This is a genomic window from Microbacterium sp., from assembly GCF_036566905.1.
Lineage (GTDB): Bacteria > Actinomycetota > Actinomycetes > Actinomycetales > Microbacteriaceae > Microbacterium.
Map to the genome: position 1 here is coordinate 1 of NZ_DATCVK010000147.1, position 26,888 is coordinate 26,888.

Consider the following 26,888-nt stretch of genomic DNA (forward strand, 5'->3'; position numbering starts at 1 on the left):
AGCTCCGGAGGGCGCGCAGCTCAAGGTCAACATGCTGCTCCGGCGCCTTCCCCGCCTCCGCGACGAGCGGGTGGCGCCCGAGGCCGCGTTCGCCGGCACCTTCCACGTCAACGAGACGATGACGCAGCTCGACCACGCGCATGCGACCGCTGTGGCCGGCGGCATCCCCGACCCTCTGCCGGCCGAGATCTACTGCCATTCGCTGACCGACCCGTCGATCCTCGGCCAGGATCTGCGCGCCGCAGGTGCGCACACCCTGACGCTCTTCGGCCTGCAGGTGCCGCATCGGCTGCTCCAAGGCCGGGATCCGGATGCCGCGCGCACGGCGCTCCTCGACGCGGCTCAGCGCTCGCTCGACACGGTGCTCGCCGAGCCGATCGCCGACTGCGTGTACGAAGCGCCGGACGGATCGGCGTGCGTCGAGGCGCGGACGACGGCAGATCTGGAGGAGTCTCTGGGCATGGTCGGCGGCGACATCTTCCACGGCCCGCTTTCGTGGCCGTGGGCCGATGACGAGGACGCGCTCGTCACGCCTGCCGAGCGCTGGGGCGTCGCCACCGAGCACCCGAACGTGCTGGTGTGCGGTTCGGGCGCACGTCGGGGCGGCGCCGTGAGCGGTCTGGGCGGCCACAACGCGGCGATGGCTGCGCTCGAGCTGCTCGCCGGCTGAGGATCGCCCTCCGCGGGACGTCGGCGCGCTTCGCTCAGGCGCGCGGCGGCAGCGGAGGAGGCGGCGGGTAGCCCTCGTACCCGGGGGCCGTGGTGTGCTGCGCCGGCGCCGCGGGCTGCGTGGATGCCGGTGCCGCCGGGGCCGCCTGCGGCTCCACGTGAGCAGTCGGCTCGATCGCCGTGAAGACGTGGGCGCCGGGCGACGGGTATCCGGTGTAATAAGCGTTCCAGTCGGGCGATCCGTCGGGAAGCATCGGCAGCGGCGTCACGGCGTCGACGTACGTCGGCCACGGAAGCAGCTCCTGCGCGGCCGGTGCCGCGGGGGCCGCGGGAGCCGCAGGGGCGGCGAGCGCGCCGTACGGGGTCGGCGGTGCCAGCGGGGCGTGCGCGGCGTGGGTGTGCGGCTTCTTGGGGGCGAACAGCACGTTGACGAGCGGCACGAGGGCCGTGCCGAGCGCGGCGAGGATCGCGACGGCCACGACGATGCGCCAGTAGATGTCGGCGAGGAAGAGCCACTCCCCGAACGCGAGCGGGATGATCAGCAGTGCGGCCAGCGCGACGACGAGCGAGATGGTGATGACCGCGACGGTGCGGGTGAAGGGCGTGTCGTAGCGCTGGAAGGCCTTGAGGTAGAACCGCACGTGCAGCAGGACCAGCTGCAGGATGAGCACGATGAGCAGGAACTGGATGAACCGCGAGAATCCGAGCCAGGGGTAGCGCTCCGGCATCCAGATCATGATCGCGCCGAGCAGTAGCGCCACGATCCACGACCCCATGCTTGCGAGCGCGAACCACGCGGGGCGAGTGGGCGCCAGGTGCGCGTCGAGGATCGCGACGCCGGCGAAGCCCACCAGCAGCAGGATCGTCAGGAACGCCCGGCCGATGATGTCGTTCTGAGAGCCCAGGAGCTCCCAGAGCACGCACACGACGGCGGCGGCGATGAGGGCGCCGATCGCCACCCAGATGGCGGCGCGCAGCAGCGACGAGCGGGCGCCGTCGGCGTGCGCGGCCTGATCCATCGCCGGGGCGGGCGTCGCATACGGGTCGGGCGCGGTCATGGCGTTCCTCTCGTGACGCGGGCGGAGTGCCTGCACGCCCATCCTGACACGCCGCACCGCACCGCGTGGATGCCGGTTCCGCGCCGCACTGGCGAACCTCCGGTGTGTGCGGAAGCGGATGCCTCACCCCGTGGCGCGGCCGAGCCCTTCGACCAGTTCGGCGCCGGGCAGCGCGAGGAGAGCACGGCCCGGCAGGAACAGCTTGCTGCCGCGCACTCCCCCGCCGATGACCACCTCGGGCGCGGCTGCGACGGCGACGTCGACGAAGACGGGCCAGTCGGCCGGAAGCCCGATCGGGGTGATGCCGCCGTACTCCATGCCGGTCAGCGCGACGGCCTCGTCCATGGGAGCGAACGACGCGCTCCGCACGTCCAGGCGCCGCCGCACGACCCCATTCACATCGGCTCGCGTCGTGGCGAGCACCATGCACGCGGCGAACCGCACCTCGCCCCCGCGCTTGCCTTTGACGACGACGCAGTTGGCAGAGGCCTCCGGCGCCACCGCGTACCGCTCGCAGAACGCCGCGGTGTCGGCGAGCGCCGCATCGATGGCGGCCACGCCTACCGTCTCGGCGATCTCCGGAGCGAGGCGCGCCAGCCCGTCGGAGACGGCGGGGCTGACGAGTTCCGGATGCCGCGTCGCGGCGTCCGCGGTGAGCGTTCCGGTGGCGGTCCAGGTCATGGCCTTCAGGCTACCGAGCCTGGAAACCACGAAGCGCCCCACGAGGGGGCGCTTGCAAGTGGTGGCGAGTGAGGGATTCGAACCCCCGAAGTCTAAGACGGCTGATTTACAGTCAGATCCCTTTGGCCGCTTGGGTAACTCGCCAGGCGCGCACCCGTCCGACTTTTCCAGACGACCGGAGGCGCGATCCACAATCTTACGCGTAGATGCGCGAGGTCAGAAATCCGCCCGGCAGATGACCCGAGGACGCTTCGGGATCGAGGCGATTCACGTGCCGATGTGGTCCATGTCGAGCCCGCTGAGCGCGCTCGGGGTGCGCAGCAGCGCCCCTTCGAACCGGCACGTGGCGGCCGCGGCATCCATCGCCGACTGCAGCACCGACTCCCACTCATCCGCGTCCGCGGGTCTGCCGTCGACGAGTGCCGCGACCGTCGCGGCGAACGCGGCATCACCGGCGCCCATCGTGTCGACGATGCGGCCGGGGAGGTTGGAGATCGGCCGCGTCACGACGACCTCACCCGCCTCGATCGTGGCGCCGGCCGGGCCCTCCGTGGCGAGCACGGCGCGGGCGCCGAGGTCGATGAGCCTCGCACGCAGGGCGTCCAGGCGGTCGCCGTACAGGAGGGCGGCGTCATCCTCGCCGACCTTGACGAGCTCGGCGCCCGCCGCCAGCTGCTCGAAGCCCCGCACGAACTCCGCCTTGTCGCGCAGCATGCCGGTCCGCGGATTCGGGTCGACGGCGACCGAGGCACCCGACTCCGCGATCGCGTCGGCCAGCTCGGCGGCCTGCTCGGCATCGTCGAACGCGACGCAGCTCACGACCACGAGGTCGGCATCCGCGAATGCCCGCCGTTCGGCATCGCCGAACCTGATGCGCCGCCGCTGTGCCGCCTCGTTGAACTCGTACACGGGCTCGCCACCTCCAGCGCGGGTGCTCACCGCGCGCGCCGTCCCGAGGAGAGAGGGCGTCGCGATGAGATCGACGCCGAAGTCGGCGAGGTAGCGCCGCACACGCGAGGCCGGCTCGTCGTCGCCCAGCATCGCGACCAGGGTGGCCGGCACGCCCAGCTGCGCGAGCCCGACCGCGACGTTCAGCGCGGCCCCGCCGACGAACTCCCGCACGCCGTGGTCGTCGCGCAGCTCGTCGATCAGCGCGTCGCCCACCACGACCACGGTCATCGCGCGACGCCTGCCGTCTCGAGCACGCGCCCCACGAAGGCCTCGGTGCGTCGCCTGGTGCCGTCGATCTTGCGGTCGACGCTCGCGCGCACCTCGTTCGGGGCCAGCGGGGCGGCCAGCCGGACGTTCTCGTGGCACGACAGGTCGGCGCAGATGTACGTGCCGACGCTGTCGCCGTGGACGCCCGCCTCACCGGCCTTGCGCGCCGTGTACATCACGACCTGGTCTGCCGGCTGCATGGTGTGACAGAGGTTGCACAGCGCGGCACGGGCGTGCGACGACCCCTCGGCACCGCGCAGCACGATGCCCGCCGGTTCGCCGTCGATCTCGGTGACGAGGTAGCCGCGGCCGCGGGTCCGCGGGTCGCGCCAGGCCAGGAAATCGAGGTGATCCCAGTCGGTGAGCATGAAGTCGGCAGGCAGGGTGACGAGCCGCAGCTCGTCGGACGATGCGTTCACGAACGACGAACGCACTTCTTCCTCGGTCAGTGGGCGCATGGCACCTCCTCGCCCGCCCAGTCTACGAATGACGGATGCCTCCGCCACCCCGCGTGCGCGCACACGGCGGGCAGAGGCATCCGTCCGCTCTTCTCGTCGTGCCTCAGCTCCAGCCGAGCCGCACCGCGACGACGTCGGCCGCGTGCGACGGGAACTCGTCCCAGCCCGGCTCGAGGATCTCGCGGGTGAGCCGGTACAGCTCGTACGCCGACTCCTCGATCGGCAGATCGAGCGACGCGGCGATGTGAGCGCCCCAGACCGGGAAGTCCCGCTCGAAGCGTCGCATCGGATCGTTGGCGTCACGGAGGGACGTGGATGCCGCGGCGAAGCGTCCGCGGATCGCCCGCACCAGCAGCTGCACCGCCCACTGCCGGATGAACGCGTTGCCGTTGAGCAGCTCGCCGCGCCGCACGCGGCCGACGCCGATCAGCAGCTTCACGAGCACGAGGCGCACGTCGTTGGCCGGATCGAACCGGTCGCCCTCGGCCGCACGCGCCCGCGACTCGGCGAGCAGCGCCGCCGTCGTGCCCGCAGCGTCGTCGAGGACCACCGTGGCGTCGCCGGCACGGGCGCCGGCGAGCTCGGCCGCATCCGAGAACGCGAACTCGAACACGTGCGCGTCGTCGTAGACGGCGACGAAGCCGATCTCCCCCTCCCGGGCTGTGAGCACGAGGCGGTCCTGATCCGGCAGCCACGAGAGGTCGGGGCGGATCTCGGCGCCGCGCCCGGCCGCCGTCAGCGCGAAGAAGTCGTGATCCGACCACTCGTCGCGCCGCTCTCGGGCCTCGTCCGACGCGGAGCCCAGCAGCACGAGCCCGACGAGTCCGTCGCGCTCACGCACGCCGGTCGCGAGACCCGCGCTGAGCTCCTCGAACCGCTCGGGCGTCGTCACGCGGAAGCCACCTGCTCGGCCGGCGTCAGCTGCGCCGACGAGGCGACGCCGCGCGAGACCTCGTCCGCACGCTCACCGGCAGCCGGCAGCGGGGCGGGGACGACGACACCGGCGAGCCGCCACACCGCGAACGCGGGGCCCTCCGCCGACAGCAGCACCGCGCCGTCTTGGGCGACGGCGAGCATCGCATCGCCGAAGACCGCCTCGGCCGCGGCGGCACCAGACAGCGCACCGGCCGGGATCGCCGCATCCGCACCGCCCTTCGACGCCAGCACGAGCAGCGTCTCGTCCTCGGACTCGCGCGTGAACACGACGGTGCCGTCGTCGACGTGGACCCAGCGCAGGCCGCCGGTCGACAGCGTCGGGTGCGCGCGCCGCAGCGCGATGAGCTCACGGTAGACGGCGAGACGCTCCGCCACCTCCGGCTCGGTCTCGGTGCCCCACGGGATCGGCGTGCGGCTGTCTTCTCCCTCGGCACCGGTCAGGCCGAACTCGTCGCCGGCGAACACGACCGGGAGGCCGGGCAGCGTCACCATGAGGCCGACCGCGACCGGGATCGTGCCCGGGCCGGCGTTCGTCGCGAAGCGGCCGGTGTCGTGGGTGTCGAGGGGCTGCATGTTGCCCAGGCGCACCCGCCACGGGATGCTCGCGGTGAACCTGACGACCGCGTCGACGAACTGTCGCGCGGTGTACCGCGGGATGCCGCCGATCGGCTGGCCGAAGAACCACGGCTCGGTGCGCTCGACGCCCTCGGCCGTGACGAACGGCGTGCCCGTCGGCTCGGAGAGCCATCCCCACAGCGGACGCGTGAACGACGGGTACGTCATGGCGCCATGCCAGCCGTCTCCCTGCAGGTCGCTCGCCGCGTCGTTCGTCGACTCGCCGAGGAGGATGGTGTCGGGGTTGATCTCGATCATGGTGCGGCGCAGCAGCTGCCGCACCTCGGCGTTCAGATCGACGTCGCCGAGCCGGCCGGTCATGTTGGCGACGTCGATGCGCCAGCCGTCGGCCGAGAACGGCGGCTTCAGCCACTTGGCGACGACCGAGTCGGGTCCCTCGATGAAGCGCCGGCGCAGCTCCTGCGAGGCCCAGTTGAACTTCGGCAGCGTGGGCGTGCCCAGCCACGACACGTACTCGGTGTTGGCGTCGTCGGTGAAGTAGTAGAACTCCTCCTCGGGCGCACCCGGGTGGCCGAGGGCCGCCTGGAACCACTCGTGCCGATCGCCCGAGTGGTTGCTGGTGAGATCGCCGATGACACGGATGCCGCGGGCATGCGCGGCCTCGATCAGCCGGATGTACGCCTTGTCGCCGCCCAGCAGCGGGTCGACGCTGTGGAAGCTCGATGCGTCGTAGCGGTGGTTCGACGCGGCCGGGAAGATCGGCGTCAGATAGAGGAGGTTCACGCCGAGCGAGACCAGATGGTCGAGCTTCTCGATCACTCCGTCGAGGTCGCCGCCGTAGAACTGCTGCGAGCGCCCGGGCATCACCGGGTCGACCGGCGTGTCCCAGCTCGCTGCGATCGCCCACTCCGGCGTCGGGTGCTCGTCGGCCTGCGCCGACCGCGCGAAGCGGTCGGGGAAGACCTGATACATCACGGCGTCGGCGAGCCACGCCGGCGGTGCCGGGTACGCGACCAGGGCGAAGTCCTCGGCGTCGAGCGTCTCGAGCTGGTGCAGCCCGGTCTGGTTGAGCCACTCCACGCGACGATCTTCGTGCACCAGCAGCCAGCGGTAGCCGTGACGCGGGTTGCGCACCGTGACCGGAGCCTCCCACCAGTCCCAGCCGTCGACCGTGCCGAGGGGTGCGGCATCCGTCCACTCCGGCTCGTGGTCGGGGTTGGACCGGGTGCGGACGGCGGCGAGCGGGCCGTAGCCGGTCGGCACGCGCAGCCGCACGGTGACGACGTCGCCGAGCTGCGGAGCGAGGTCGGACACGTACAGGGGCGAGCCGTCGTGATGCGGAGTCAGGGTTGTCATGCTCTTGCCTTTCCAAAGACAGGCGGCGCGGCGCCGCCGAATGCGAGTTCGGTTCGACGTGGTTGCACGGCCGCGGCCATGACAGAGCCCATGTGTTGTTGTTCAGTTGTGTCCGTCCCGATCTTGGCATGCAGGGGGACGGATGCTGAGCCCTCAGCGCCGCGAATCCGCATGGATCGCAGCAGCTACGAGCGGGCCCAATTCGAACCGGGCGACGCCGTCCTCGACGGTGTAGACCGCGCCACGGCATCCGTCTGAGGTCACGGGTTCGCGCCCGCCCGTGATCGCGTCGCAGTACTCCCCCGCCGGGAGTGACGTGGGGATCTCGACGGTCTGCTCCTCCGCGCCGACATTGACGGCGACGACACCGCGGCCTTCCCGCTCGAAGCCGTACGCATCGCCCTCGTCGACGCCCTCGAGACGGGGCGCGTCGCCGGCGACCGCGCGGAACTCGAGCATGCCGGCGATCGCCGGCCACGACTGGACGCAGGTGCGCTCACCGTCGTCGTACGCGTCCGCGGGTCCGGTCGCGTCGGCGCACGAGGCCTGGTCGACCGCGCCGTCCGCGCCGGCCGGAGCCCCGGCGTCGCGGTCCGAGAACGCGTAGCCCGAGTAGACGATGGGCGTCCCGTAGTCGTCGGCGAGCATCAGCGCGTTCGCGATGACGTACAGCGCCCCGTCGCGGTAGGTGACGTCGGCCTCGCGGCGCTCGGTGTCGTGGTTGTCGACGAAGACGACGGCCGTGTCGGCGGGAACGTGCAGGGGCCGATCGCCTTCGAGCTCGGGATCGGCGAAGACCCCGCTCTCGAGCTGCGGGGCGAGATCCCGCGCATAGCTGAACTCGAACACCTCGCCCAAGCCGGTGTACTCCTCCGGCTGCACGGGCTCGCCGGCGCCGCGGATCACCTCGCTGATGATGCGCGTGCCCTCGGGCAGCGCACCGACGATCGCCGCGACGTCGTCGGCGGCCATGTGCTTCGCGGCATCGATGCGGAACCCCGCGACGCCGAGCGACAGCAGGTCGTCGAGGTACGCCACGATGGTCTCGCGCACCCGCGGGCTGGACGTGTCGAGGTCTGCGAGATTCACCAGCTCGCAGGTCTGCACCTGCTCGCGCGAGTCATAGTCGAGGATGTCGTCGTCGGTGGTCAGCCCGCAGTGGTGGAAATCGGCGGCGGCGTACAACCCCCGGTACGCGTAGTGCTCGTACGGGGTCCCGGCGAAGCCGGTGCCGGCGGCATCCTGACCCGTCATGTGGTTGATCACGGCGTCGGCGATCACGTCGACGCCTGCGGCGTCGCAGCGGGCGACCATGTCGGCGAACTCCTCACGGCTGCCGAGTCGGGACTCGAGCCCGTAGCCCACCGGCTGGTACGAAGCCCACCATTCGTCACGGGCGATGGACTCGTTCGGCGGCGACGTCAGCACCCACGAAAAGCCGTTGGGACCGAGTGTGGTCTCGCACTCCCCGGCGATCGAGTTCCACGGCAGCTGGAACAGCTGGATGCCGGCATCCTGCGCGGTCCTGTCTCCGCTGTCCTGCGGTGCGGCGCAGGACGTGAGCGCAAGCAGCGCCGCCATCGCGCCCGCGACGAGCAGACCCCGGCGCGTGCCGGGGCGACCGAGCCGCGGCATCCGCTACTTCACGCTGCCCGCGGTGAGCCCTCCGACGATGTAGCGCTGCAGCGCGAGGAACAGCGCGACCGGGAGGATGGCCGCCAGCACCGCGCCGGCGGCGAACAGGCTCCAGTTCTTGGAGAACTCGTCGGAGATGAACTTGTACAGGCCGACCGCGAGCGTCTGCTTCTCGGGGTCGATGAGGATGATGCTCGCGATCACGAACTCGCTCGACGTGCCGATGAACGACAGCAGGCCGACGACCGCGAGGATCGGTGCCACCAGACGCAGGATGATCGTGAAGAAGATGCGCGCGTGGCCGGCGCCGTCGATCTTCGCGGCCTCGTCGATGGATGCCGGGATGGTGTTGAAGAAGCCGTACATGAGGTACGTGTTCACACCGAGCGCGCCGCCGAGGTACACCATGATCAGGCCGATCTGGGTGTTGAGGCCGATCGCCGGGAAGATGTCGCTGATCTGCACCATGAGGAGGAAGATCGCGACCATCGCGAGCATCTGCGGGAACATCTGAACGACCAGCAGCGTCGTGAGGCCGAAACGGCGGCCGGTGAACCGCATGCGCGAGAACGCGTAGGCGGCGAGCGCACCGAGGATCACGGTGCCGGCCGCCGTGATCAGGCCGATCATCAGCGTGTTGAGGAACCACGCGCCATACGGGTGGGTCTCGGACTGGAACAGGTCGACGTAGCTCTCGATGCTCACGTTCGAGAACAGCCCGTTGGCCGTCAGCAGCGTGCCGCCGGGATTCAGCGACGCCGACAGCACGTACAGCAGCGGGAAGATCGCGAAGACGGCCACGACGACGCCGACGATGTGGCGCCAGCCCGTCTCGCGGAAGTACTTCTTGAACTTGCGGCGCGGCAGGGGCGCCTCGCCGCGGACGCCGGCGGCGGCGTGGGAGTCGGCGCCGGCCGCAACCAGTTCGGCATCCTCGGCGGCGACCTTGCCGAGCAGATCGCGGGCGGCGGGTGCGCCGGGCTTCAGATCGCTCATGTCAGTTCAGCTCCTCGAGGGCCTTGGTCCGTCGGAAGGCGATCACCGAGATCGTCGCGACGAGCAGGAAGATGATGATCGAGAACGCGCTCGCCAGGCCGTAGTCGGCCTTCGAGCCCACGAACGCCACCTTGTAGACCATCGTGATGAGGATGTCGGTGGCGCCGACGTTCACATCGGCGGTCACGTCGCGGGGGCCGCCGCCGGTCAGCATGTAGATCAGCGTGAAGTTGTTGAAGTTGTAGGCGAACGATGCGATGAGCAGTGGGGCGACCGCGACGAACAGCAGCGGCAGCTTGATGCTGCGGAAGATCTGCCAGGCGCTCGCCCCGTCGACCTTCGCGGCCTCTTGCACGTCGTCCGGGATGGACTGCAGTGCGCCCGTGCAGATGAGGAACATATAGGGGAAGCCGAGCCACAGGTTCACCAGCAGGATGCTGAACTTCGCCAGCCACTCGTTGGTGAGCCAGGGGATGTCGGCGCCGCCGAAGAGCACGACGTTGATGAAGCCGAACTCCTGGTTCATCATGCCGGCCCACACCAGCGCCGAGAGGAACCCCGGGAACGCGTACGGGAGGATCATGAGCAGGCGGTAGTACTTCTTGGACTTCATGCGCGGGTCGTTGAACACGATCGCGAGGAAGAGTCCGAGCGCGAAGCAGGTGAAGACCGAGAAGAAGGCGAAGACGAACGTCCACACCAGCACCGAGAGGAACGGCGCCCGGATCGACTCCTCGGTGAAGGCCCTCACGAAGTTGTCGAAGCCGACGGTGATCTGCCAGCCCGGCATGAGCTCGGTGCCATCGGGCGCCGTGAAGGCACCCGTGCCGATGTCGCTGTAGACCGTGCCGGTCCGCGTGTCGGTCATGGTGCCCGCGGCCTCGTCGTACTCGAGGCTGGACAGGTACACATAGGCGACGGAGCCGTCCGGCGTGCGCAGCGAACCGTCGTTCGGGTCGTCACTCAAAGGCACCGCCATGTCGGCGATCGCCTCCTGGTTCGCGACGATCTGCGAGAAGTTCAGGGTGTTGTAGCCGGCCACCGCGACGGCCTTGCCGCCATCCATCTCGGCGTCGTCGACGGGCTCGAGCGGGCGCTCCACACCGCCGATCTGGACGTCGCCGTCGGGGTCGGTGACGAGGAACGAGAACTCGCCGAGCTGCTCGACGATCGTGAGCTCGTACTCGGGCGAGTCGGGCACGCGCTCCTGCGCCGACAGCATGAGCGCGTTGACCGCGCTCTCCTTCGAGCCGTTGTGGCCGGTGCCGTAGTTGGTGAATGCGATGTACGCCGTGTAGCCGGCGACGAAGATCTGGAAGATCAGCAGGAAGATGAGGCCCGGGATCAGGTACTTGGCGGGCAGGTTGCCGCGGCTGAAGTACACCCAGTTGGCCACGCCCGTGACGACCACCACGGCGATCGCGGCGACCCACTGCTCGCTCTGGAACAGCACCAGCGCGGCGTACACGGCGATGGCATCGATGAGACCGAGGGCGACGACCTTGAAGATCATCAGCTTCCAGCCGGCGCCTGCCGCCTCCGCGATGCGGGCGGCGCGCTTCGACTTCTTGCTCGGGGGTGTCTCGACCGCTGCGTCGCGGTCCATGGTCGGCGTCGTCATCGGCTCTTCTTTCCGGAACTGCGGGAATGCGGTGCCGGGGCGGCGTCCTCGCGGACGCCGCCCCGGACGTGCCTGCTGCTTACTGGATGGCGGTCTGGATGTCGGAGGCCATCTTGTTCCACAGGTCGACCGGCGAGCCGCCGGTGCCGTTGATGATGGCCGTCTCGGTGACGCCCCAGTACTCCCACACCGAGCCCATCTCGGGGATGCTCGGCATCGGGACCGCTTCCGCGCCCACGGCGCCGAAGCCCGCGGTGATCGGGTCGCCGGCCACGGCCGCGTCGTACGCCGCGGTCAGTGCCGGCGTGCGGCCGCCGACCTCGTAGAGCGCGGTCTGCACCTCTTCGCTGCCGATGTAGTTCACGAGGAACTCGGTGGCCGCGAGGGAGTTCTCGCTCTCGGAGCTCAGGAAGAAGCCCTGCACGCCCGCGAAGGGCTGAGCGGCCTGGCCGCCTGCCGAGGGGATCGGGTCGACGGCGAGGTTCAGGCCCGCCTCTTCCGCGGCCGGCACGTTCCACGGGCCGGTGAGGAAGAACGGCGCCTTGCCGGCGACGAAGTTCTCGCGAGCGAGGTCGCCCGAGATGTTCGAGTTGAAGACACCGGTTCCCGTCGCGCCCTGCGAGCCGAGCCACGTGGCGAACGCCTGGCCGCCCTCGTTGCCGATCTGCAGGTCGTCGGCGTTGTAGCTGCCGTCGGCGTTGGTGCCGAAGACGGGGGCGCCGAACGACGTCTGGAACGGGTACAGGTGGTACGGGTCGGCTGCCTCGGGGTCGAGACCGACGAGGAACTTGTACTCGGTGCCGGCCGCCGTGCCCTTGGCGATCATGTCGTCGTACGACGTGGGCGCCTCGGGAGCGAGGTCGGTGTTGCGCAGCAGCGCGATGTTCTCGATCGCGTACGGAACGCCGTAGACCTTGCCGTCGTAACTCCAGGCATCGATCGCGACCTTCTCGTAGTCGGATGCCGCGTCGCCGAGCTCGACCGGAGCCACGACGCCGTTGGTGACGAGCGTGCCCAGCCAGTCGTGGGCGCCCACCGCGATGTCGGGGCCCTTGCCGGTCGGAACCTGCTGCACGAACTGGTCGCGGATCTCGCCGAATTCCTTCTGGACGAGCTTGACCTTCACGCCGGTGTCAGCGGTGAAGTCCTTCGCCGCATCCTCGAGCACTGCGGCACGGTCGGCGTCGACCCAGACCGTGATCTCGCCTGCCGACTCGCCGTCGTCGCCCGAGTTCGAGTCGCCTCCGCTTGCGCAGCCGACGAGGGTCAGCGCGGAAACAGCGGCGATCGCACCGAAAGCCGCGATGCTCCTCTTGTTCACCTTCATTGGTGGGTGCCTCTCTTGAGTGCTGGTGTAGTCCCGACCTTCGCCGTGGCAGAAGACCGTGTGTGTGCTCGCAAAACTGCAAGCGCTTACATTGTGCATGACGCCACGGCAACAGGCAACACGACCGGCCCCAATCGATATCTCGCCGTGACCTTCGACGCCCGTGGAACCGCTTGCACAGCCACCACGGCCAGCCGGCCGCGCTCGCGACCACAGCAGCGGCATCCGTCTCTCGGCGTTGTCGCGCACCCGCAGATAGACTCCCGCCATGGCAGATTCCTCGTTCGACATCGTCAGCAAGGTCGACCACCAGGAGGCGGAGAACGCCCTCAACCAGGCGCGCAAAGAGATCGAGCAGCGCTACGACTTCAAGGGCACCGGCGCCTCCGTCGAGTGGAGCGGCGAGTCGGTGCTCATCAAGGCGAGCACCGAGGAGCGCGCGAAGGCAGTCCTCGACGTCTTCCAGTCGAAGCTCATCAAGCGCGGCATCTCGCTGAAGAGCCTGGAGTCCGGCGAGCCCTTCGCCAGCGGCAAGGAGTACCGGATCGTCTCGACGATCAAGGACGGCATCTCGTCGGAGAACGCGAAGAAGATCTCGAAGATCATCCGCGACGAAGGCCCCAAGGGAGTCAAGTCGCAGATCCAGGGCGACGAGCTGCGCGTGCAGTCGAAGTCCCGCGACGACCTGCAGGAGGTGCAGCGCCTGCTGAAGGCGTCCGACCTCGACGTCGACCTCCAGTTCGTCAACTACCGGTAGCGCTACTCCCTGACCTGGGGTTTTTCGATTGCAGTGCGCACAGAGTCCGCACTCGTGAGTGGTAACCATCCTCGCGCCGTGCCCGACGCCGGGCGCATCGAGCGCGAACTCGCGACCACACCTCCCACGCGGCTGCAGCTCGCGTGGAAGGTCGTGCCGAGCGGCGCTGCACGACGCGACGTGGCGTGGGATCTTCTGCGCGAGATGCTGGCACCGGGCGCCGAACTGTCGAATCCCTGCGCGCGCTGCGGCGGACCGCACGGTCCGGTTCGGACGACGGATGCCTCGGCCCGGCCTGCCGTCGCCTACGCGAGCGGCGTCGCCGTCGCGGCGGTCGCCTCTCGCGGTTCTGGCACGTTCGCGATCGACGCCGAAGTCGAGACCGAGCCGGTGCGGGACGCCGCAGGGTTGAACGGAATCCTCGGCGCTCGATCAGGCGTGCGATTGCGCGACTGGGTGCGGGTGGAGGCGGCCCTCAAGGCTGACGGGCGGGGTCTTCGCGTCGACCCGGGCACGGTCGCCGTCGTACCCGTGGGCGGTCAAGGCTGGCAGGCGGTGGTCGCGGGCGGGCCGATGATCGCGGGATGGGATGTCGACGGCCCACCGGGCCTCGTCATCAGCGCCGCATTCAGCGAGGCATCGGAGGCAGCTCGGGTCGATCCAGCCACGCCGTGAGCAGTGCGTCGATGTCTGCACCTGCGAGCCGGACGACCAGCGCACGGAAGTCCGCGGTCGTCACCGAATGGCCGGCGCCGGCGCTCGCCCATTCGCGCAGGAGTGCGGCGAAGGCGCTCTCCCCCATGTGATGTCGCAGCGCATAGAGCGTCAGCGCGCCACGTTTGTAGACGCGGTCGTCGAACATCAGCACGGGACCGGGATCGGCCAGCACCAGATCCTGATCGAGGCCGGCGAGCCGGGCGTGGTGCCGTGCCGCCTTCTCGTGGACCGTCTGGCGGCCCGAGGCCTCGGACCACATCCACTCGGCGTAGCAGGCGAATCCCTCGTTGAGCCAGATGTCCTGCCACCGCGCGACGCCCACGCTGTTGCCGAACCACTGGTGCGCCAGTTCGTGCGCCACGAGGCGCTCGGATGCCGGATCGAGATGGTTGGCGCCGAAGACCGCCATCCCCTGGGCCTCGAGCGGTATCTCGAGTTCGTCGGGAGTCACCACAAGGGTGCAGGCGTCCTGCGGGTACGGACCGAAGGCGGACTCGAACAGCTGCAGCATGTGCGTGACCGGCGCGAACGCCGTCGCCACCTCGTCGCGCAGCGCCGGCGGGTGGACGACCGTGACCGGGAACCCGTCCGAGCCGGCCGAGCCCGACAGCGTGGTGGAAACGTAGCGTCCGATGTGCAGCGCCGTGAGGTACGTGGCGGTCGGCACGTCGGAACGGAAGGTGCGGGCTTCGAACTGCCCGCGTCGCGCCGAGCCGACGAGGCCTCCGGTGGCGACCGCGGTGTAACCGGCGTCCGTCGCGACCGTGATCGAGTAGCGGGCGCGATCGTCGGGACGGTCGTTGCAGGGAAACCACGTCGGTGCCCCGATGGGTTGAGCGGCTACGAGGGCGCCGTCCTCGAGTTCTTCGAATCCGATCGTGCCCCAGCGTGTCCGCCGTGGAGCGGGGGCGCCGGCGTACGTCACCTCGATGGAGAATCGCTCACCCGGCTCCATCCGCCGGGGAAGCACGACCCGCACCTTCCGCGGTCCCTGGGTGTAGGCCGTGCGGCGGTCGCCATCCACTCGCACCCGCGACGCGCGGAGTCCGATCAGATCCAAGGCGACCGACGACGTCGGAACGGCCGCGACCGCGTTGACGACGGCGCGGCCCTCGAGGCGGTTGGTGCGCACACGGTAGGAGAGGTCGAGCTCGTACGACTCGACGTCGAAGGTCGGATCGCCGCTCTGCGGTGCGTACGGGTCGTGAGCGCTCACGATGTCGACTGGTACGCGCGGACCTTGACCGCGCGCCAGGGGCCGATCGGATTGCCGCTCCATCGGGAGCCGACGGGCACGGTCTCGCCGCGCATCACCAGCGACGCGGGGCCGACCGTCGCGTGCGCACCGAGCGTCGCCCCCGGAAGGATGACACTGTGCGGCCCGAGCGTCGCACCAGCCTCCAGTTCGACCGTGTCCATGCTCATGATTCGATCATGGAACAGGTGCGTCTGCACAACGCATCCGCGATTGACGGCCGCGCCGTCGCCCAGAGTGACAAGATCAGGCTCGGGAAGCCAATAGCTCTCACACCACACGCCACGGCCGATCCGCGACCCGAGCGACCGCAGCCATACCGCCAGGGCCGGGGTTCCCGCGGCCGCGCGCGCGAACCAGGGCGCGGCGACCATCTCGGTGAATGTGTCCGAGACTTCGGTGCGCCAGACGAAGCTCGACCACAAGGGCTGCTCGCCCGCGCGGATCGTGCCGACGATGAGCCACTTCGCCGCGGTCGACAGCCCTGCGGCCACCGCACCGGCGGCCAGCATCACGATGCCGGAGACGAGCAGGGTCCACACCGGGCCCACCGTCTCCCACAGAGCGGCGAGGCCGAAAAGCACACCGAGGCCGATCGCGCACGTGACGACGACAGGTACGAAGCGGCCGAGTTCCCAGAGCGTGCGCGCGATCCGGAGACCGACCGTCGGTCGGTACGTGCGGCTCTCGTCGCCCTCGGCCGAGAGCCGACGCAGCCGCACAGCCGGTGACCCGAGCCAGGACGAACCGGGCTTCGCCTTCAGCGGCGCTGACGACAGGACGGCGACGAGCCCGTCACGGGGCACGCGGTGGCCGGGCGCCGCCATCCCCGAATTTCCGAGGAACGCGCGCTTGCCGATGCGGACCGGTCCGAGCCGCATCCAGCCCCCGCGCAGCTCGTACGAGCCGACCATGGTGTCATCGGCGAGGAACGCGCCGTCGTCGATGCGCGCCATCGACGGGATGAGCAGGACGGTCGATGCCTCGACCTCGCGACCGACGCGCGCACCGAGAAGGCGCAGCCACACGGGGGTGAAGAGACTCGAGTACAGCGGGAAGAGCACCGTGCGCGACGAGTCGAGCAGTCGTTCGATGCTCCATGCCTGCCACCCGATCCGGCTGCGCACGGGGTGGGTGCCCTCGTGCAGCCCGATCGACAGCACACGCACCGCGAGCACGACGGATGCCGCGAAGACGATGCCGACTGCGAGAACCGCGGGCACAAGCCACGCCAGGGCGCCGAGGAACGCTGCACCCAGGGTCTCGGCATCCCGGATCCCCTGCGCGATCACCAGCCCGCCGACGGCGAACGACGCGATCGGCAGCAGGGCCAGCGCAACCGACGACACCGCGTACGCCCAGAGCCAGCGCGTCGGCGCCGGAGCCCGTTCCGCGGGCCAGCCGGACTCGACGCCGCCGACGCGCTCTGCCGGAGATCCGGCCCATGACTGGTCTGCCCGCACACGACCGAACACGGCCGAACCCGGCGCGATGTCGGCGCGCTGCCCGACCCTGGTGCCCGGAGCGAGCGTGCTGCGGGCTCCGATCGTCGCGTCCGCGCCGATGCGCACTTCGCCGACCCGAAGGACGTCGCCGTCGATCCAGGTGCCGGTGAGATCCACCTCGGGTTCGACGGCGGCGCCGTCGCCCACTTCGAGCATCCCCGTGATGGACGGCAGCGTGTGCATGTCGACGCCGCGCCCGATCTTCGCGCCCAGTGCCCGCGCGTAGTAGGTGACCCATGGTGCGCCGGCAAGGCCGACGGCATCGATCTGGTCGGCGATCTGCTCAGCCAGCCAGAGGCGCATGTGCACGCCGCCGCCACGCGGGTAGTCCCCGGGGCGGAGCCCGGCCAGGAGCAGCCGAGCGGCGACGACCGCGATGGCCATGCGCCCGAAGGGCGTCGCGAACACGGCCAGTCCGATCAAGAGCACCCACCAGGGAGTACTGGGCAGCGCGTCGAAGCCGGGTGCGAGCTGGAGCAGCGCACTGGCTGTGAGCAGGTACAGCAGCCAGCGGATGCCGGTGATGATGAACAGCGGTACGCCGAGGAGCGTCTGCACCCACTGGGTGGTGCGAGGCGTCGGCACGGGTCGGTGGAACGTCGCCGGCCCGTCGTCCTCCAGCGGTCCGAGTGCCTTGGCCATCGAGCTCAGGCGCGGCACGTCGTAGATGTCGGCGACGGAGAATTCGGGGACGCGTACGCGGATCCGCGAGACCAGCTGAGCGGCTGCCAGTGAACCGCCGCCGAGATCGAAGAAGTCGGCCGACCGGCTGGGCACCGGCATGCCGAGCACGGTCTGCCATTGCTCCGCAAGCCAGGCCTCGGCGGGAGACAGTCCTGCCAGCGGGGCCTCGACGCCGGGCAGTGGCCACGGAAGCGCCGCTCTGTCGACCTTGCCGGATGTCCGAACCGGAAGTTCGTCGACGACCGCCAGCAGCGGCACGATGGCCGCCGGCAGGCGCTCGGCCAGCAGGGCACGCGCGTGCGCGCGGTCGAAGTCCTCCCCCTCGTCGGTGACGAGATAGCCGACGAGCACGGGAACGCCGGCGTCGGTCGATCTCACGGCGGCGGCTGCCGCGGTGATCCCCGGCAGGTCCTGCAGCGCGGATTCGACCTCGCCCAGTTCGATGCGGCGCCCGCCGACCTTCACCTGATCGTCGGCTCGGCCCATGAAGACGAGGCCCTCGGGCTCGTAGCGCACGAGGTCGCCGGAACGGTAGGCGCGTTCCCAGCCGAGGGTCGGCATGGGCGCGTACTTCTCGGCATCCTTCGAGGGATCGAGGTAGCGGGCCAACCCGACTCCGCCGATGATCAGCTCGCCGATGTCGCCCTCGGCGACGCGCGCGCCCTCGGCGTCGACGACGGCGAGCGCCCAGCCGTCGAGCGGAAGCCCGATGCGCACGGGGCCGGCGTCGAGCGGCGCCGCGCAGGCGACGACGGTCGCCTCGGTGGGACCGTACGTGTTCCACACCTCCCGCCCGTCGGCGGCCAGGCGGGCGGCGAGTTCGGGAGGGCAGGCCTCACCGCCGAAGATCAGCAGCCTCACGTTCTCGATGGAGTCCTCCGGCCACATCGCGGCCAGGGTCGGAACGGTCGAGACCACCGTGATGCCCTGCCGGATGAGCCACGGGGCGAGATCCTCGCCAGAGCGGACGAGTGCGCGAGGTGCCGGCACGAGGCACGCGCCGTGTCGCCACGCCAGCCACATCTCTTCGCACGACGCGTCGAACGCGACCGAAAGTCCGGCAAGAACCCGGTCGCGCGGCCCGAGCGGCGCGCCCTGCAGGAACAGGCGTGCCTCGGCATCGACGAAGGCCGCCGCCGAGCGGTGGGTGACCGCCACTCCCTTCGGCACACCAGTGGAGCCGGACGTGAAGATGATCCACGCGTCGTCCGTCACATCCGGCGGTGGAACCGTGACCACCGCGTGCGTGCTGGGATGCGGTGCATCACCTGCGAACAGCGGAGCGGATGCCGCCACCTCGGCCTCGCCTTCGGCCTGCGCCTCGGCGGCGGTGTAGCCGTCGTCGGTGATGACACCCCGCACACCGGCCTCGCCGAAGACGAGGCGCGCACGCTCGTCCGGATCGTCGACGTCCACCGGAACGTACGCCGCACCCGCGGCGAGCACGGCGAGGATGGCGATGTACAGCTCCTTCGAGCCGGACGGGACGCGCACGCCGACCCGGTCGCCCCGCCGTACACCGGCGTCGTGAAGCTGCGCGGCCGTGCGCCCGACACGCGCCATCAGATCTCGGTAGCTGAGCGACCCGGACCCGTCGTCGAGGGCGGATGCTTCGGGATGCCGGGCCGTCGTCTCGCGCAGGATGTCGAGAAGGGTCCGGCTCGGGGTCGCCACCCCTGACCTGTCGAGTTCGAGCTGCTCTGGCCGCTCCCCCACCGGCTGCACCTCAGGACAGGAGCGCGACGAGCTGCGCCTTGCTCAGGCGCGAGTATCCGGTCTTGCCGGCCGCCCGGGCGCGGTCCCGCAGCGCGGCGACCGTGAGAGATGAGAGGTCGGATGCGCTGGTTCCACCCGCGGCGGAAGCGGCGCGCGACGACTTCGCACGCCGTGCGGCGGGAGCGTCGTCGGCGGTTGATGACGCAGTGGGGGCCTTCGGACGGGACGCGGGTCGTACGGGCGTTTTGCGCGCGGGCGCCTTTGTCGCCGTGGCGTCGACGGGCGGTGCCGGTGCGGTCGACGCGGGCGCTGCCGCGCCGGATGCCGCACTCGACTGCGCGGTGTCCGTCTCGGCGGGACCAGCGAGCTCGCTCTCGAGGGTCGACTGCGCCGCCGCGGCTTCACGGTCCGCGCGCTCTGCCGCCTTCGCAGCCTTCGCGGCCTCCTTCTTGGCTGCCTTCGCTTGCTCCGCCCTCTGCGCTGCCTCGGCGGTCACCCGCTCGGCTTCGGCCGCGGCGCGGTCGGCCTCCGCCCGCAGACGGGCTTTCTTCTCGGCCTTGGCAACGGCCTGGGTCGTCGCCTTGACGAGCTTGTCCGCCGCTCGCGTGGCGCGCTTGGCAACCTTGCCGGGCGACTTCCGGAGCGCCTTCTTCGAGACATCTGCGGCGTCTTTGGCGTCCTCGGAGAGCTCGCGCAGCTTCTTGGCCGTCTTGCCAGGCAAAGCCTTGGCCGCCTTCTTCGCCTGCTTCGCCGCCGCGGCGGCGTCTTCCATCGCGTCCAGCGCCTGGCGCTGTGCCTTCGTCGTCTTGGCCATGTCCGCACCTTAGCGCGGACGGGTTAACGGACGCCTTGGTCGCCTCTCGCGGGAACACAGACGGGCGCTGCGGCGTGGGAGTCTCATCCCGCCCTGAGGCGTGGCGCGGAGCCGAATCTTCGCCGTCGACGCGGTCGCCCCGCACCAGGTGGGTTCGCACAGCGCGACCACGGGACAGCGAACGGCGATGCCCGGCGGTGAGCCGGGCATCGCGCGCTGTATCACCGGTAGAGGTCGCCGTAGTAGGTGTCCAGGCGGCCCCGGTACTCGTCGTCGTCTCCCGTGGTGTCGGGATCCCACTCGGGAGAGTTCTTGATCTGGTCTTTCGTCAGGTCGACGTAGACCTTCTCGTCGGCGTCGTCGACGCGCTGGACGGTTCCTGCAGGAAGAACCACCTTCCGGCCGAAGATCCACGGACCGGTGTCCACGACGATCCGGCTGGCGCCCGCGTCATCGCTTGCTTCGTCGATCTTCCCGATGTCACCGTCGGTCGCATGGACGCCGTAGCCCACGAGGTCTCGGGACCCCGGTCCGCGACCGACCGATTGTCGGTAGTTCCACGCATCCCATGATGAGGACATGACAACTCCTTCGTTGTGTGTGCGATTCGGAAGTCGACCGATCGGCCGCTTCGGGCAGTCACGTTAAGCAGGTGACCCCATGCACAGGACCCCCTGGCGAAATCGCCGGAATAGGCGTATGGGTCAGGGGATGTGCCAGAACTCGGTGCCGAGCCCGTACATGTTCCAGATCCACCACCATTGACCGACGAGGCACGTGGCGAGCACGGCGAGCCGCCAGGGAAGGCTCCGCGGGGCGGCCACAGCGCCCCAGAGCGGTGAGAGCGGAAACAGGATCCGGAACACACTCGATTGCGGGAGGAACACCGCCAGGAGGTAGATCAGGTAGCTGGCGGCCCATAGCCGGATCTCCGGTCCCAGACGAGCCACACGCGGGCTGAACGCCAGCACGGCGCCGGTGGCGAGCACGAGGAGCGCCAGGCAGAGGAGACCCCACACCGGATCGAGACCCCAGAACCGGAACCAGTAGTCCGCCGCCTGCGGCCAGCCTTCGAAGGGCACGAATCCACCCGCGTCACCGACCCACAGCCGCCGCCAGGAGAGCTCCGTAGCGAGATAGGCATCCCCGCGACCGGTCACGAGTCCGGCGATCGCCTGCCAGGAGAATCCGAGCACGGTCGCGATGCCGGCGAGCGTGACGACGTGCACGACCTCGCGCCGCGGGAACGGCTCACGCGATCGGTTCAGCCATCGACGGATGCCGAACACGCCGAGGAACAGCGCGAACGCCAGCACGCCCGGTCGTGTGAACGCCATCGCGGGGATGATCGCGTACAGCAAGCCGTACTGCCGTCGCTGCAGGGCGCGAATGCCGAGCAGGATCAGCAGCAGGAAGGGCGCCTCCGCGTAGCCGACCTGGAACACCGCGGCCAGCGGAGCCGAGGCGAAGAACAGGACCGCCCACAGCGCCGCCGTCTCACCGATCGCGGGCTTCAGGATGCTGCGGAGGACCAGGCAGCACAGGTAACCGGCGATGAGCGCCAGTGCCACCGCGCCCGCCGCCCATGAGCCGAGGAGCCATCCGGTCGCGCCGGCCGCCCAGGGGAAGAACGGCATGAACGCCCAGGCGTTCTGCGCGACCTCGCCGGCGGCAGTGAGCGGCAGCTCGACCGGGTACCCCTCCGACGCGATGCGGTGGTAGTACTGCGCGTCCCACGCGACGACGTAGGTGGCCAGGTCCGCGCCGGGGCCGAATCGGGACTCGGAGGGCGACAGTCGTGCAGCGAGGAGGAAGAACGAGGTGGTGACGAGCCGCGAGGCCAGGTAGATCGCCGCGATCCGTACCGCGGGCACGCCCCACGACGGACGCCGGAGGGAGTCCCCAGCAGATCCGCTATTCGTCGTTCGCGGTCTCTTCGATCCAGTCGATGGCATCCTCGGCGAGGTAGCGGGCTCCGGGATCCTGGTCGGCATCCTGATCCTCGTCCTCCGGCTCCAACACACCGGGCGCGGCTCCCGGCTCGACCGCCCACACGTCTTCCGCGTCAGCGGCGTCGACGAGTTCGTCGATCTCGGTCGCGATGTCGACCGGGACCGCATCGCCGTTGTTCGCAATCAGCCAGTCGCGCGTCTCCGCGGAGAGGCCCGGCCAGATCTGCTCCATGCCCATGCGCGCAAGTGTCACACACCTCGCAGCCCCGGTCGATGCACCATCAGATGAACTCTCGGCACAGCGACCCCGACCGATGTCGCCGGTGGGAGTGCGGCGTTCCGAACGACGTCCTCGAGGCGGCTCGGTCCGTGTCCGTTCGCCGGGCGATACCATGCCCCCATGGCCACTCTTCAGCCGGATCAGCGATCCGCGACCGTGACCCACGGCGGAACGCGGGGACATCGGGTGCCCGCCGCGACGACCCGACGACGCCTCGCCATCGCGGTGCGGCTCGCCGACGAACGCTGAGGCCCCGTGCGCTTTCTCCGGGCCGCGATGTCGGCCGTGGTCGCGACGCTGCCGGTGCTCGTCATCCTGCTGATCCCGGCGCTCGTGCGCGGTGACACCGGCATCGCCGCATTCAGCGGCGTCGGCGGCACCCTCCTCAACGCGGCGTTCATCGCGGCGATCATCCTGATCCCCAAGGTGAACGGCTGGCTCGACCCCGAGGTGCCCGCGTGGACCGCGACGACCGCGATGGCGGCGACCGCACGCGTGTGGCGCACCCGCATCTGGCTCGCGCTCCTCGCTGTCCTCGCGCTCCTGGGAATCTTCGCCGCCGGCCAGACCGCCGCGTACTTCCTCGGTCAGAGCTCACCCGCGCTCACCGACGGCGTGCTCGACTACAGCCGCTTCCTCGCGCAGGAGCTCGTCGTCTACCTGCTCGGATACGTGCTGTCGCTCACGACCTACGTGCTGCTCATCCGCGTCCTCGCCCGCCGCGGCGACTGAGCCACTCCCCCGCGTCCGGCGACCCGCCACGCGGCCCGGTGCGACGCCCGCACACGATAAAGGCCCCGGGTGCTGGGGACACCCGGGGCCTGTCGTCGTCTGCTCTCGCTCACCAACCCCCCGGTTAGCGGCGCTGGACGACGGTTTGGGAAGGATTCTTGGGGAGGGCCTTCCCTGAGATGCTGGGGACATCTCTCGTACAGCTTAACCCCGGCGCCTAGGTGTCCGCTGTCCCCTCTTCGGGGGACATTCTCGCGTCCATCAGTCCGGTACGACGTACCCCTTCACCCAGCGGTCGAGAGCATCGTACGCCTGCCCGCGGGGTTCGTCACGTGAGAGGAACACGTCGTGGATCGCGCCTTCGATGCGTGCGATCGTCACGAGCTCGCCGACCTTGGTGGCGGCGCGGGCGATGTCGTCGACGACCAGCACCGAGTCCGTCGACGTCATCGATTCGCGCCACGCGAGCGGGGGCGTCGAGGCCGTCGACAGCAGCACCATCGCAGGGCAGCCCACGTCGATGCCGGCCGCCACACGGCGATGGCCCGCCATGACGGCGGACAGCCAGCCGGGCGCCGTCGGAAAACCCCGGTCGGGGCGCCAGAGCGCTCGATGCTCGCCGTTCGGAAGGCTGCCGATCTCATCCTGGGCGCGCGTGTAGAAGCCGAAGTCGACCGCCGGCTGCGTGCCGCGCGGATCGAGGCGTGCACGCATGTCGACCAGCGGCGCGAGGGCCTGACGCCCCAGCGGGCCGAGCTGGAGTTCGAGCCACGGACTGTTCAGCACGAGCGCGTCGACGCGTCCCGGATGACGCGCCGCCCAGAGCGTGAGCGTGAGACCGCCCGTCGAATGGCCCATCAGTACGAGCCTGCGGCCGTTCCGCGTGGCCGGCCTGTCCGGTTTCGCTCCGGCGTGCGGCCCGCGGCCGTTGCGGCTCGGCGCGGGGTGGTGGCCCATGGCCCGCAAGGCGGCGTCGATGTCGACGTCGTAGTCGTCGAGCGAATCGATGTAGCCCGGGGACTGACCGTCGCGGAGGCTCCGGCCGTAGCGGCGCAGGTCGAGCGCATAGAACCGCGCCCCGCGGTGGGTCCAGAACCGCGCCAGCTCGCGCTGGAAGAAGTAGTCGGACCAGCCGTGCACGTACAGCACGTCGACATCGCGCAGCGGCGCGAACGCGGTCATCACCGGGTTCGGGATGCTGCGCACGAGCGTGGCGACGAGATCCCCGTGCTCCCCCGTCACGCCGAGGGACAGCGTCAGCTGCTCGAACGGCTCCCCGAGGACGTCGGGGACCCACGTCTGGGATGGCCCGGCCATGCGCTCAGCCTACGGGGGCGGCACGCTCCGCCAGGCTCAGCGGTCGGAGTGTGGGCTCGACGCGCGCCGAGCGGCGCGACGATCGAGCGCGCTCACTCGCCGCGCGAGATCGTCACCATCTCGTCGCGCGGCACGACCTTGACGCGCGCCCGCTCGTGCGGGGCGCCGAGAGCCATCTCGTGCTCATCGAGGCGGTGCCAGCCGTCGAGATCGGTCCACTTCACGCCGCGCTCGGCGAGGAGTACGGGAATCGAGGCCTCCGACGGGTCGGCCGGCTGCCACCACGTTCCCTGATCGTTGATCAGGTGGCGGATGGTCTCCATCGCGTCGGACTTGGTGTGACCGATGAGGCCCACGGGTCCGCGCTTGATCCAGCCGGTGGCGTACACGCCGTTGACCCGCTCGTTCGAGTCCTTGCTCAGCACCTGGCCCTCGCGGTTGGGGATGACGCCGTGCCGCTTGTCGAAGGGCACGCCGGGCAGCGGCGAGCCGAAGTAGCCGACGGCGCGGTACAGCGCCTGGATCGGCAGCTCCCGCAGCTCGCCGGTGCCGACCACGCCGCCCTCGCCATCGGGGCGCGTCCGCTCGTAGACGATCGCGGACACGTGACCCTCGGCATCCGTCTTGACCTCCACCGGCTTCGCGTAGAAGTGCAGGTGCAGGCGGCGGGATGCCGTGCCGCCGGCGTTGTTGACCGAGTCGCGCTTGCGCCAGGACTGCAGCACTCGGTCGATCACCATGACCTGCTTGTTGCTGGCGATGGCGGCGCGCGCCGCGTCGTCGTAGTCGAAGTCCTCGTCGTAGACCACCATGTCCACGTCGCGCAGCTCGCCGAGCTCGCGCAGCTCGAGTGGCGTGAACTTGACGTTCGCAGGCCCGCGGCGCCCGAACACGTGGACGTCGGTCACCTTCGATGCGGCGAGGCCCTCGTAGACGTTGTCGGGGATCTCGGTCGGCAGCAGGTCCTCGGCGTGCTTGGCCAGCATGCGCGACACGTCGAGCGCGACGTTGCCGTTGCCGAGGACGGCGACGGATTCCGCGTCCAGCGGCCATTCGCGCGGCACGTCCGGGTGTCCGTCGAACCAGCTGACGAAGTCGGCCGCGCCGTACGAGCCGGCGGCGTCGATGCCCGGGACGTCGAGGTCGGTGTCGCGGATGGCGCCGGTGGCGAAGATCACGGCGTGGTAGTGGTGCTTGAGGTCGTCGAGGGTGATGTCCTCGCCGAAACGCACATTGCCGAAGATGCGGATGTCACCGCGGTCGAGCACCTCGCGGAGCGCGGTGATGATGCCCTTGATGCGCGGGTGGTCGGGGGCGACGCCGTAACGGACCAGCCCGTACGGTGCGGGCAGCTGCTCGAACAGGTCGATCGACACGTCGAACTTCCGCTCGGCCTTCAGCAGGATGTCGGCGGCGTAGATACCTGCCGGTCCTGCACCGACGATCGCCAGCCGGAGCTTGGTCATGGGAGTCCTTTCGGGAAGCGCGCCCCGCATGGGGGCTGGTCCCTGAGCTTGTCGAAGGGCTCGAAGCCCGAGCCCTTCGACAGGCTCAGGGACCGGGAACGTCTAACTGGAGCGGTCGGCGACAGCCTGCGCGAAACGGGTGAGGGCCTCGCGCACGGCGCCGTCCGGGAGCGGCGCGAGCGCCGCGATCGCCTGGGTCGACCACGCGTGCGCGAGGTCGAGGGTGGCCTCGGTCGCCTCGTGATCGCGCAACTGCGCGAGCGGCCCGTCGAGGATCGACGGATCTGCGCCGTCGGCGATGCGTGCGACGCCGTCGTCGATGCGCGTGCGCAGCTCGACGGATCCGGCATCCTTCCGCTCGCCGAGCACGAGGTAGGGCATCGTCGGCACGCCGGCGCGCAGGTCGGTGCCGGGAACCTTGCCCGTCTCGACCGGGTCGGCGGACAGGTCGATGACGTCGTCGAGGAGCTGGAACGCGACGCCGGCCTTCTCGCCGAACGTCACCATCGGCTCTTCGAACTCCGCAGGGCCGTTCGAGAAGATCACGCCCGACTGCGCGGCGGCGGCGATCAGCGAGCCGGTCTTGTCGGAGAGCACGTTCAGATAGAACTCGACGCGATCGTCACTCTCAGACGGGCCCACGGTCTCATGCATCTGACCGAGCACCAGCCGCTCGAATGTGTCTGCCTGCAGCCGGATCGCGCGGTCGCCGTGGCGAGCCATGATCTGGCTCGCGCGCGAGAACAGCAGGTCGCCGGTGAGGATCGCGACGTTGTTGCCCCATACCGCGTGGGCGCTGGGGACACCGCGGCGCTTGTCGGCGGCATCCATCACGTCGTCGTGGTAGAGCGATCCGAGATGGGTCATCTCCAGCGCCGTGGCGGCCTGGATGACCTCCTCTGTCGCACCGTCGCCCAGCTGGGCGGTCAGCAGCGCGAGCATCGGGCGCACTCGCTTGCCGCCGGCGTCGTACAGGTAGCGGCTGGTGGCGTCGGCGAGGGTGTCGGCGACACGCAGCTCGCGCTCGAGGGCGCTGTCGACGCGCTTGAGGCCCGCCTCGACGGTCTTGAGCAGGCTGCGCGATCGCGCGCCCGCGAAGATGCGGTCGGTCAGGCCCAGCTTGCCCGCGATGTGCGAGCCCGGCGCTGTCGGTGTCACACGC

General features: G+C 70.1%; 23 protein-coding genes, 1 tRNA gene and 1 pseudogene. 5 read left to right on the top strand and 20 right to left on the bottom strand.

Going from position 1 to position 26,888, the window contains the following annotated elements; all coding sequences use genetic code 11:
* Nucleotides 1-670 (top strand): annotated as a pseudogene (locus tag VIP82_RS11155) (NAD(P)/FAD-dependent oxidoreductase); the annotation flags it as partial.
* A gap of 34 nt (nucleotides 671-704) precedes the next feature.
* Here VIP82_RS11155 and VIP82_RS11160 read toward each other — a convergent pair.
* The 11 genes from VIP82_RS11160 to VIP82_RS11210 form a co-directional block, all read right to left on the bottom strand.
* The gene (locus VIP82_RS11160; RefSeq protein ID WP_331908526.1) at nucleotides 705-1,727 is read right to left on the bottom strand and encodes a hypothetical protein; all 1,023 of its coding nucleotides are present in this window, start codon (nucleotides 1,725-1,727) and stop codon (nucleotides 705-707) included.
* A 123-nt stretch (nucleotides 1,728-1,850) separates the two neighbouring features.
* Nucleotides 1,851-2,408: a YbaK/EbsC family protein gene (locus tag VIP82_RS11165; RefSeq protein WP_331908528.1), complete on the bottom strand. Its 558-nt coding sequence runs from the start codon at nucleotides 2,406-2,408 to the stop codon at nucleotides 1,851-1,853.
* A gap of 59 nt (nucleotides 2,409-2,467) precedes the next feature.
* A tRNA-Tyr gene (locus tag VIP82_RS11170) sits at nucleotides 2,468-2,552 on the bottom strand.
* A gap of 123 nt (nucleotides 2,553-2,675) precedes the next feature.
* Nucleotides 2,676-3,587: a PfkB family carbohydrate kinase gene (locus VIP82_RS11175; RefSeq protein WP_331908530.1), complete on the bottom strand. Its 912-nt coding sequence runs from the start codon at nucleotides 3,585-3,587 to the stop codon at nucleotides 2,676-2,678.
* Nucleotides 3,584-4,084 (bottom strand): FBP domain-containing protein, encoded by a 501-nt coding sequence (locus tag VIP82_RS11180; RefSeq protein WP_331908532.1) that lies wholly within the window; start codon nucleotides 4,082-4,084, stop codon nucleotides 3,584-3,586. Before VIP82_RS11180 ends, VIP82_RS11175 begins: the two co-directional genes overlap by 4 nt.
* A 103-nt stretch (nucleotides 4,085-4,187) precedes the next feature.
* Nucleotides 4,188-4,976: a hypothetical protein gene (locus VIP82_RS11185; protein WP_331908534.1), complete on the bottom strand. Its 789-nt coding sequence runs from the start codon at nucleotides 4,974-4,976 to the stop codon at nucleotides 4,188-4,190.
* Complete coding sequence (locus VIP82_RS11190; RefSeq protein ID WP_331908536.1) at nucleotides 4,973-6,952, bottom strand: glycoside hydrolase family 13 protein; 1,980 nt, start codon at nucleotides 6,950-6,952, stop codon at nucleotides 4,973-4,975. Before VIP82_RS11190 ends, VIP82_RS11185 begins: the two co-directional genes overlap by 4 nt.
* A 153-nt stretch (nucleotides 6,953-7,105) precedes the next feature.
* Nucleotides 7,106-8,587 carry an alpha-amylase gene (locus tag VIP82_RS11195; RefSeq protein WP_331908538.1) on the bottom strand — a complete coding sequence of 494 codons (1,482 nt, stop codon included), beginning with the start codon at nucleotides 8,585-8,587 and terminating at the stop codon, nucleotides 7,106-7,108.
* Nucleotides 8,588-8,590: 3 nt separating this feature from the next.
* Complete coding sequence (locus VIP82_RS11200) at nucleotides 8,591-9,583, bottom strand: sugar ABC transporter permease (RefSeq protein WP_331908540.1); 993 nt, start codon at nucleotides 9,581-9,583, stop codon at nucleotides 8,591-8,593.
* 1 nt (nucleotide 9,584) lies between these two features.
* Nucleotides 9,585-11,204: an ABC transporter permease subunit gene (locus VIP82_RS11205; protein WP_331908542.1), complete on the bottom strand. Its 1,620-nt coding sequence runs from the start codon at nucleotides 11,202-11,204 to the stop codon at nucleotides 9,585-9,587.
* Nucleotides 11,205-11,283: 79 nt separating this feature from the next.
* The gene (locus tag VIP82_RS11210; RefSeq protein ID WP_331908544.1) at nucleotides 11,284-12,531 is read right to left on the bottom strand and encodes a sugar ABC transporter substrate-binding protein; all 1,248 of its coding nucleotides are present in this window, start codon (nucleotides 12,529-12,531) and stop codon (nucleotides 11,284-11,286) included.
* A gap of 268 nt (nucleotides 12,532-12,799) precedes the next feature.
* Between VIP82_RS11210 and VIP82_RS11215 the strand changes: the two genes are divergently transcribed.
* Together VIP82_RS11215 and VIP82_RS11220 are read left to right on the top strand one after the other, a co-directional pair.
* Nucleotides 12,800-13,288 carry a YajQ family cyclic di-GMP-binding protein gene (locus VIP82_RS11215; protein WP_308869183.1) on the top strand — a complete coding sequence of 163 codons (489 nt, stop codon included), beginning with the start codon at nucleotides 12,800-12,802 and terminating at the stop codon, nucleotides 13,286-13,288.
* 78 nt (nucleotides 13,289-13,366) lie between these two features.
* Nucleotides 13,367-13,963: a chemotaxis protein CheY gene (locus VIP82_RS11220; RefSeq protein ID WP_331908546.1), complete on the top strand. Its 597-nt coding sequence runs from the start codon at nucleotides 13,367-13,369 to the stop codon at nucleotides 13,961-13,963.
* Here VIP82_RS11220 and VIP82_RS11225 read toward each other — a convergent pair.
* The 6 genes from VIP82_RS11225 to VIP82_RS11250 all read right to left on the bottom strand — a co-directional run bounded on the left by VIP82_RS11225 (nucleotide 13,917) and on the right by VIP82_RS11250 (nucleotide 22,169).
* Nucleotides 13,917-15,221, bottom strand: coding sequence for a M1 family metallopeptidase (locus VIP82_RS11225; RefSeq protein ID WP_331908548.1), 1,305 nt, complete (start codon nucleotides 15,219-15,221; stop codon nucleotides 13,917-13,919). The two genes, VIP82_RS11220 and VIP82_RS11225, sit on opposite strands and share 47 nt — an antisense overlap.
* The gene (locus VIP82_RS11230; RefSeq protein WP_331908550.1) at nucleotides 15,218-19,165 is read right to left on the bottom strand and encodes a Pls/PosA family non-ribosomal peptide synthetase; all 3,948 of its coding nucleotides are present in this window, start codon (nucleotides 19,163-19,165) and stop codon (nucleotides 15,218-15,220) included. Before VIP82_RS11230 ends, VIP82_RS11225 begins: the two co-directional genes overlap by 4 nt.
* A gap of 10 nt (nucleotides 19,166-19,175) precedes the next feature.
* Nucleotides 19,176-19,979, bottom strand: a complete 804-nt coding sequence (locus VIP82_RS11235; protein WP_331908552.1) for a hypothetical protein — start codon at nucleotides 19,977-19,979, stop codon at nucleotides 19,176-19,178.
* Nucleotides 19,980-20,200: 221 nt separating this feature from the next.
* Nucleotides 20,201-20,560, bottom strand: a complete 360-nt coding sequence (locus tag VIP82_RS11240; RefSeq protein ID WP_331908554.1) for a PRC-barrel domain containing protein — start codon at nucleotides 20,558-20,560, stop codon at nucleotides 20,201-20,203.
* 123 nt (nucleotides 20,561-20,683) lie between these two features.
* Nucleotides 20,684-21,853: a hypothetical protein gene (locus VIP82_RS11245; protein ID WP_331908556.1), complete on the bottom strand. Its 1,170-nt coding sequence runs from the start codon at nucleotides 21,851-21,853 to the stop codon at nucleotides 20,684-20,686.
* Nucleotides 21,854-21,893: 40 nt separating this feature from the next.
* Entirely contained in the window at nucleotides 21,894-22,169 is a 276-nt protein-coding gene (locus tag VIP82_RS11250; RefSeq protein WP_331908558.1) for a hypothetical protein, read from the bottom strand.
* A 162-nt stretch (nucleotides 22,170-22,331) separates the two neighbouring features.
* Here VIP82_RS11250 and VIP82_RS11255 point away from each other — a divergent pair, with 162 nt between their 5' ends.
* Both VIP82_RS11255 and VIP82_RS11260 read left to right on the top strand, forming a co-directional pair.
* Nucleotides 22,332-22,460, top strand: coding sequence for a hypothetical protein (locus VIP82_RS11255; protein ID WP_331908560.1), 129 nt, complete (start codon nucleotides 22,332-22,334; stop codon nucleotides 22,458-22,460).
* Nucleotides 22,461-22,466: 6 nt separating this feature from the next.
* Entirely contained in the window at nucleotides 22,467-22,943 is a 477-nt protein-coding gene (locus tag VIP82_RS11260; protein WP_331908562.1) for a hypothetical protein, read from the top strand.
* A 261-nt stretch (nucleotides 22,944-23,204) separates the two neighbouring features.
* On the opposite strand, the gene VIP82_RS11265 is transcribed toward VIP82_RS11260, so the two are convergent.
* From VIP82_RS11265 to VIP82_RS11275, 3 genes are all read right to left on the bottom strand, one after another.
* Complete coding sequence (locus VIP82_RS11265; RefSeq protein WP_331908564.1) at nucleotides 23,205-24,260, bottom strand: alpha/beta hydrolase; 1,056 nt, start codon at nucleotides 24,258-24,260, stop codon at nucleotides 23,205-23,207.
* Nucleotides 24,261-24,352: 92 nt separating this feature from the next.
* Nucleotides 24,353-25,726 carry an FAD-dependent oxidoreductase gene (locus tag VIP82_RS11270; protein ID WP_331908566.1) on the bottom strand — a complete coding sequence of 458 codons (1,374 nt, stop codon included), beginning with the start codon at nucleotides 25,724-25,726 and terminating at the stop codon, nucleotides 24,353-24,355.
* Between the two features lie 102 nt (nucleotides 25,727-25,828).
* A complete protein-coding gene (locus VIP82_RS11275) occupies nucleotides 25,829-26,884 on the bottom strand; it encodes a polyprenyl synthetase family protein (RefSeq protein WP_331908568.1) in 1,056 nt (351 codons plus the stop codon).
* Nucleotides 26,885-26,888: the final 4 nt, after the last annotated feature.

Coding starts and splice junctions, on each gene's coding strand:
- VIP82_RS11160 (WP_331908526.1), bottom strand. CDS start 1,727: ATGACCGCGCCCGACCCGTATGCGACGCCCGCCCCGGCGATGGATCAG.
- VIP82_RS11165 (WP_331908528.1), bottom strand. CDS start 2,408: ATGACCTGGACCGCCACCGGAACGCTCACCGCGGACGCCGCGACGCGG.
- VIP82_RS11175 (WP_331908530.1), bottom strand. CDS start 3,587: ATGACCGTGGTCGTGGTGGGCGACGCGCTGATCGACGAGCTGCGCGAC.
- VIP82_RS11180 (WP_331908532.1), bottom strand. CDS start 4,084: ATGCGCCCACTGACCGAGGAAGAAGTGCGTTCGTCGTTCGTGAACGCA.
- VIP82_RS11190 (WP_331908536.1), bottom strand. CDS start 6,952: ATGACAACCCTGACTCCGCATCACGACGGCTCGCCCCTGTACGTGTCC.
- VIP82_RS11195 (WP_331908538.1), bottom strand. CDS start 8,587: ATGCCGCGGCTCGGTCGCCCCGGCACGCGCCGGGGTCTGCTCGTCGCG.
- VIP82_RS11200 (WP_331908540.1), bottom strand. CDS start 9,583: ATGAGCGATCTGAAGCCCGGCGCACCCGCCGCCCGCGATCTGCTCGGC.
- VIP82_RS11205 (WP_331908542.1), bottom strand. CDS start 11,204: ATGACGACGCCGACCATGGACCGCGACGCAGCGGTCGAGACACCCCCG.
- VIP82_RS11210 (WP_331908544.1), bottom strand. CDS start 12,531: ATGAAGGTGAACAAGAGGAGCATCGCGGCTTTCGGTGCGATCGCCGCT.
- VIP82_RS11215 (WP_308869183.1), top strand. CDS start 12,800: ATGGCAGATTCCTCGTTCGACATCGTCAGCAAGGTCGACCACCAGGAG.
- VIP82_RS11235 (WP_331908552.1), bottom strand. CDS start 19,979: ATGGCCAAGACGACGAAGGCACAGCGCCAGGCGCTGGACGCGATGGAA.
- VIP82_RS11240 (WP_331908554.1), bottom strand. CDS start 20,560: ATGTCCTCATCATGGGATGCGTGGAACTACCGACAATCGGTCGGTCGC.
- VIP82_RS11250 (WP_331908558.1), bottom strand. CDS start 22,169: ATGGGCATGGAGCAGATCTGGCCGGGCCTCTCCGCGGAGACGCGCGAC.
- VIP82_RS11255 (WP_331908560.1), top strand. CDS start 22,332: ATGGCCACTCTTCAGCCGGATCAGCGATCCGCGACCGTGACCCACGGC.
- VIP82_RS11265 (WP_331908564.1), bottom strand. CDS start 24,260: ATGGCCGGGCCATCCCAGACGTGGGTCCCCGACGTCCTCGGGGAGCCG.
- VIP82_RS11270 (WP_331908566.1), bottom strand. CDS start 25,726: ATGACCAAGCTCCGGCTGGCGATCGTCGGTGCAGGACCGGCAGGTATC.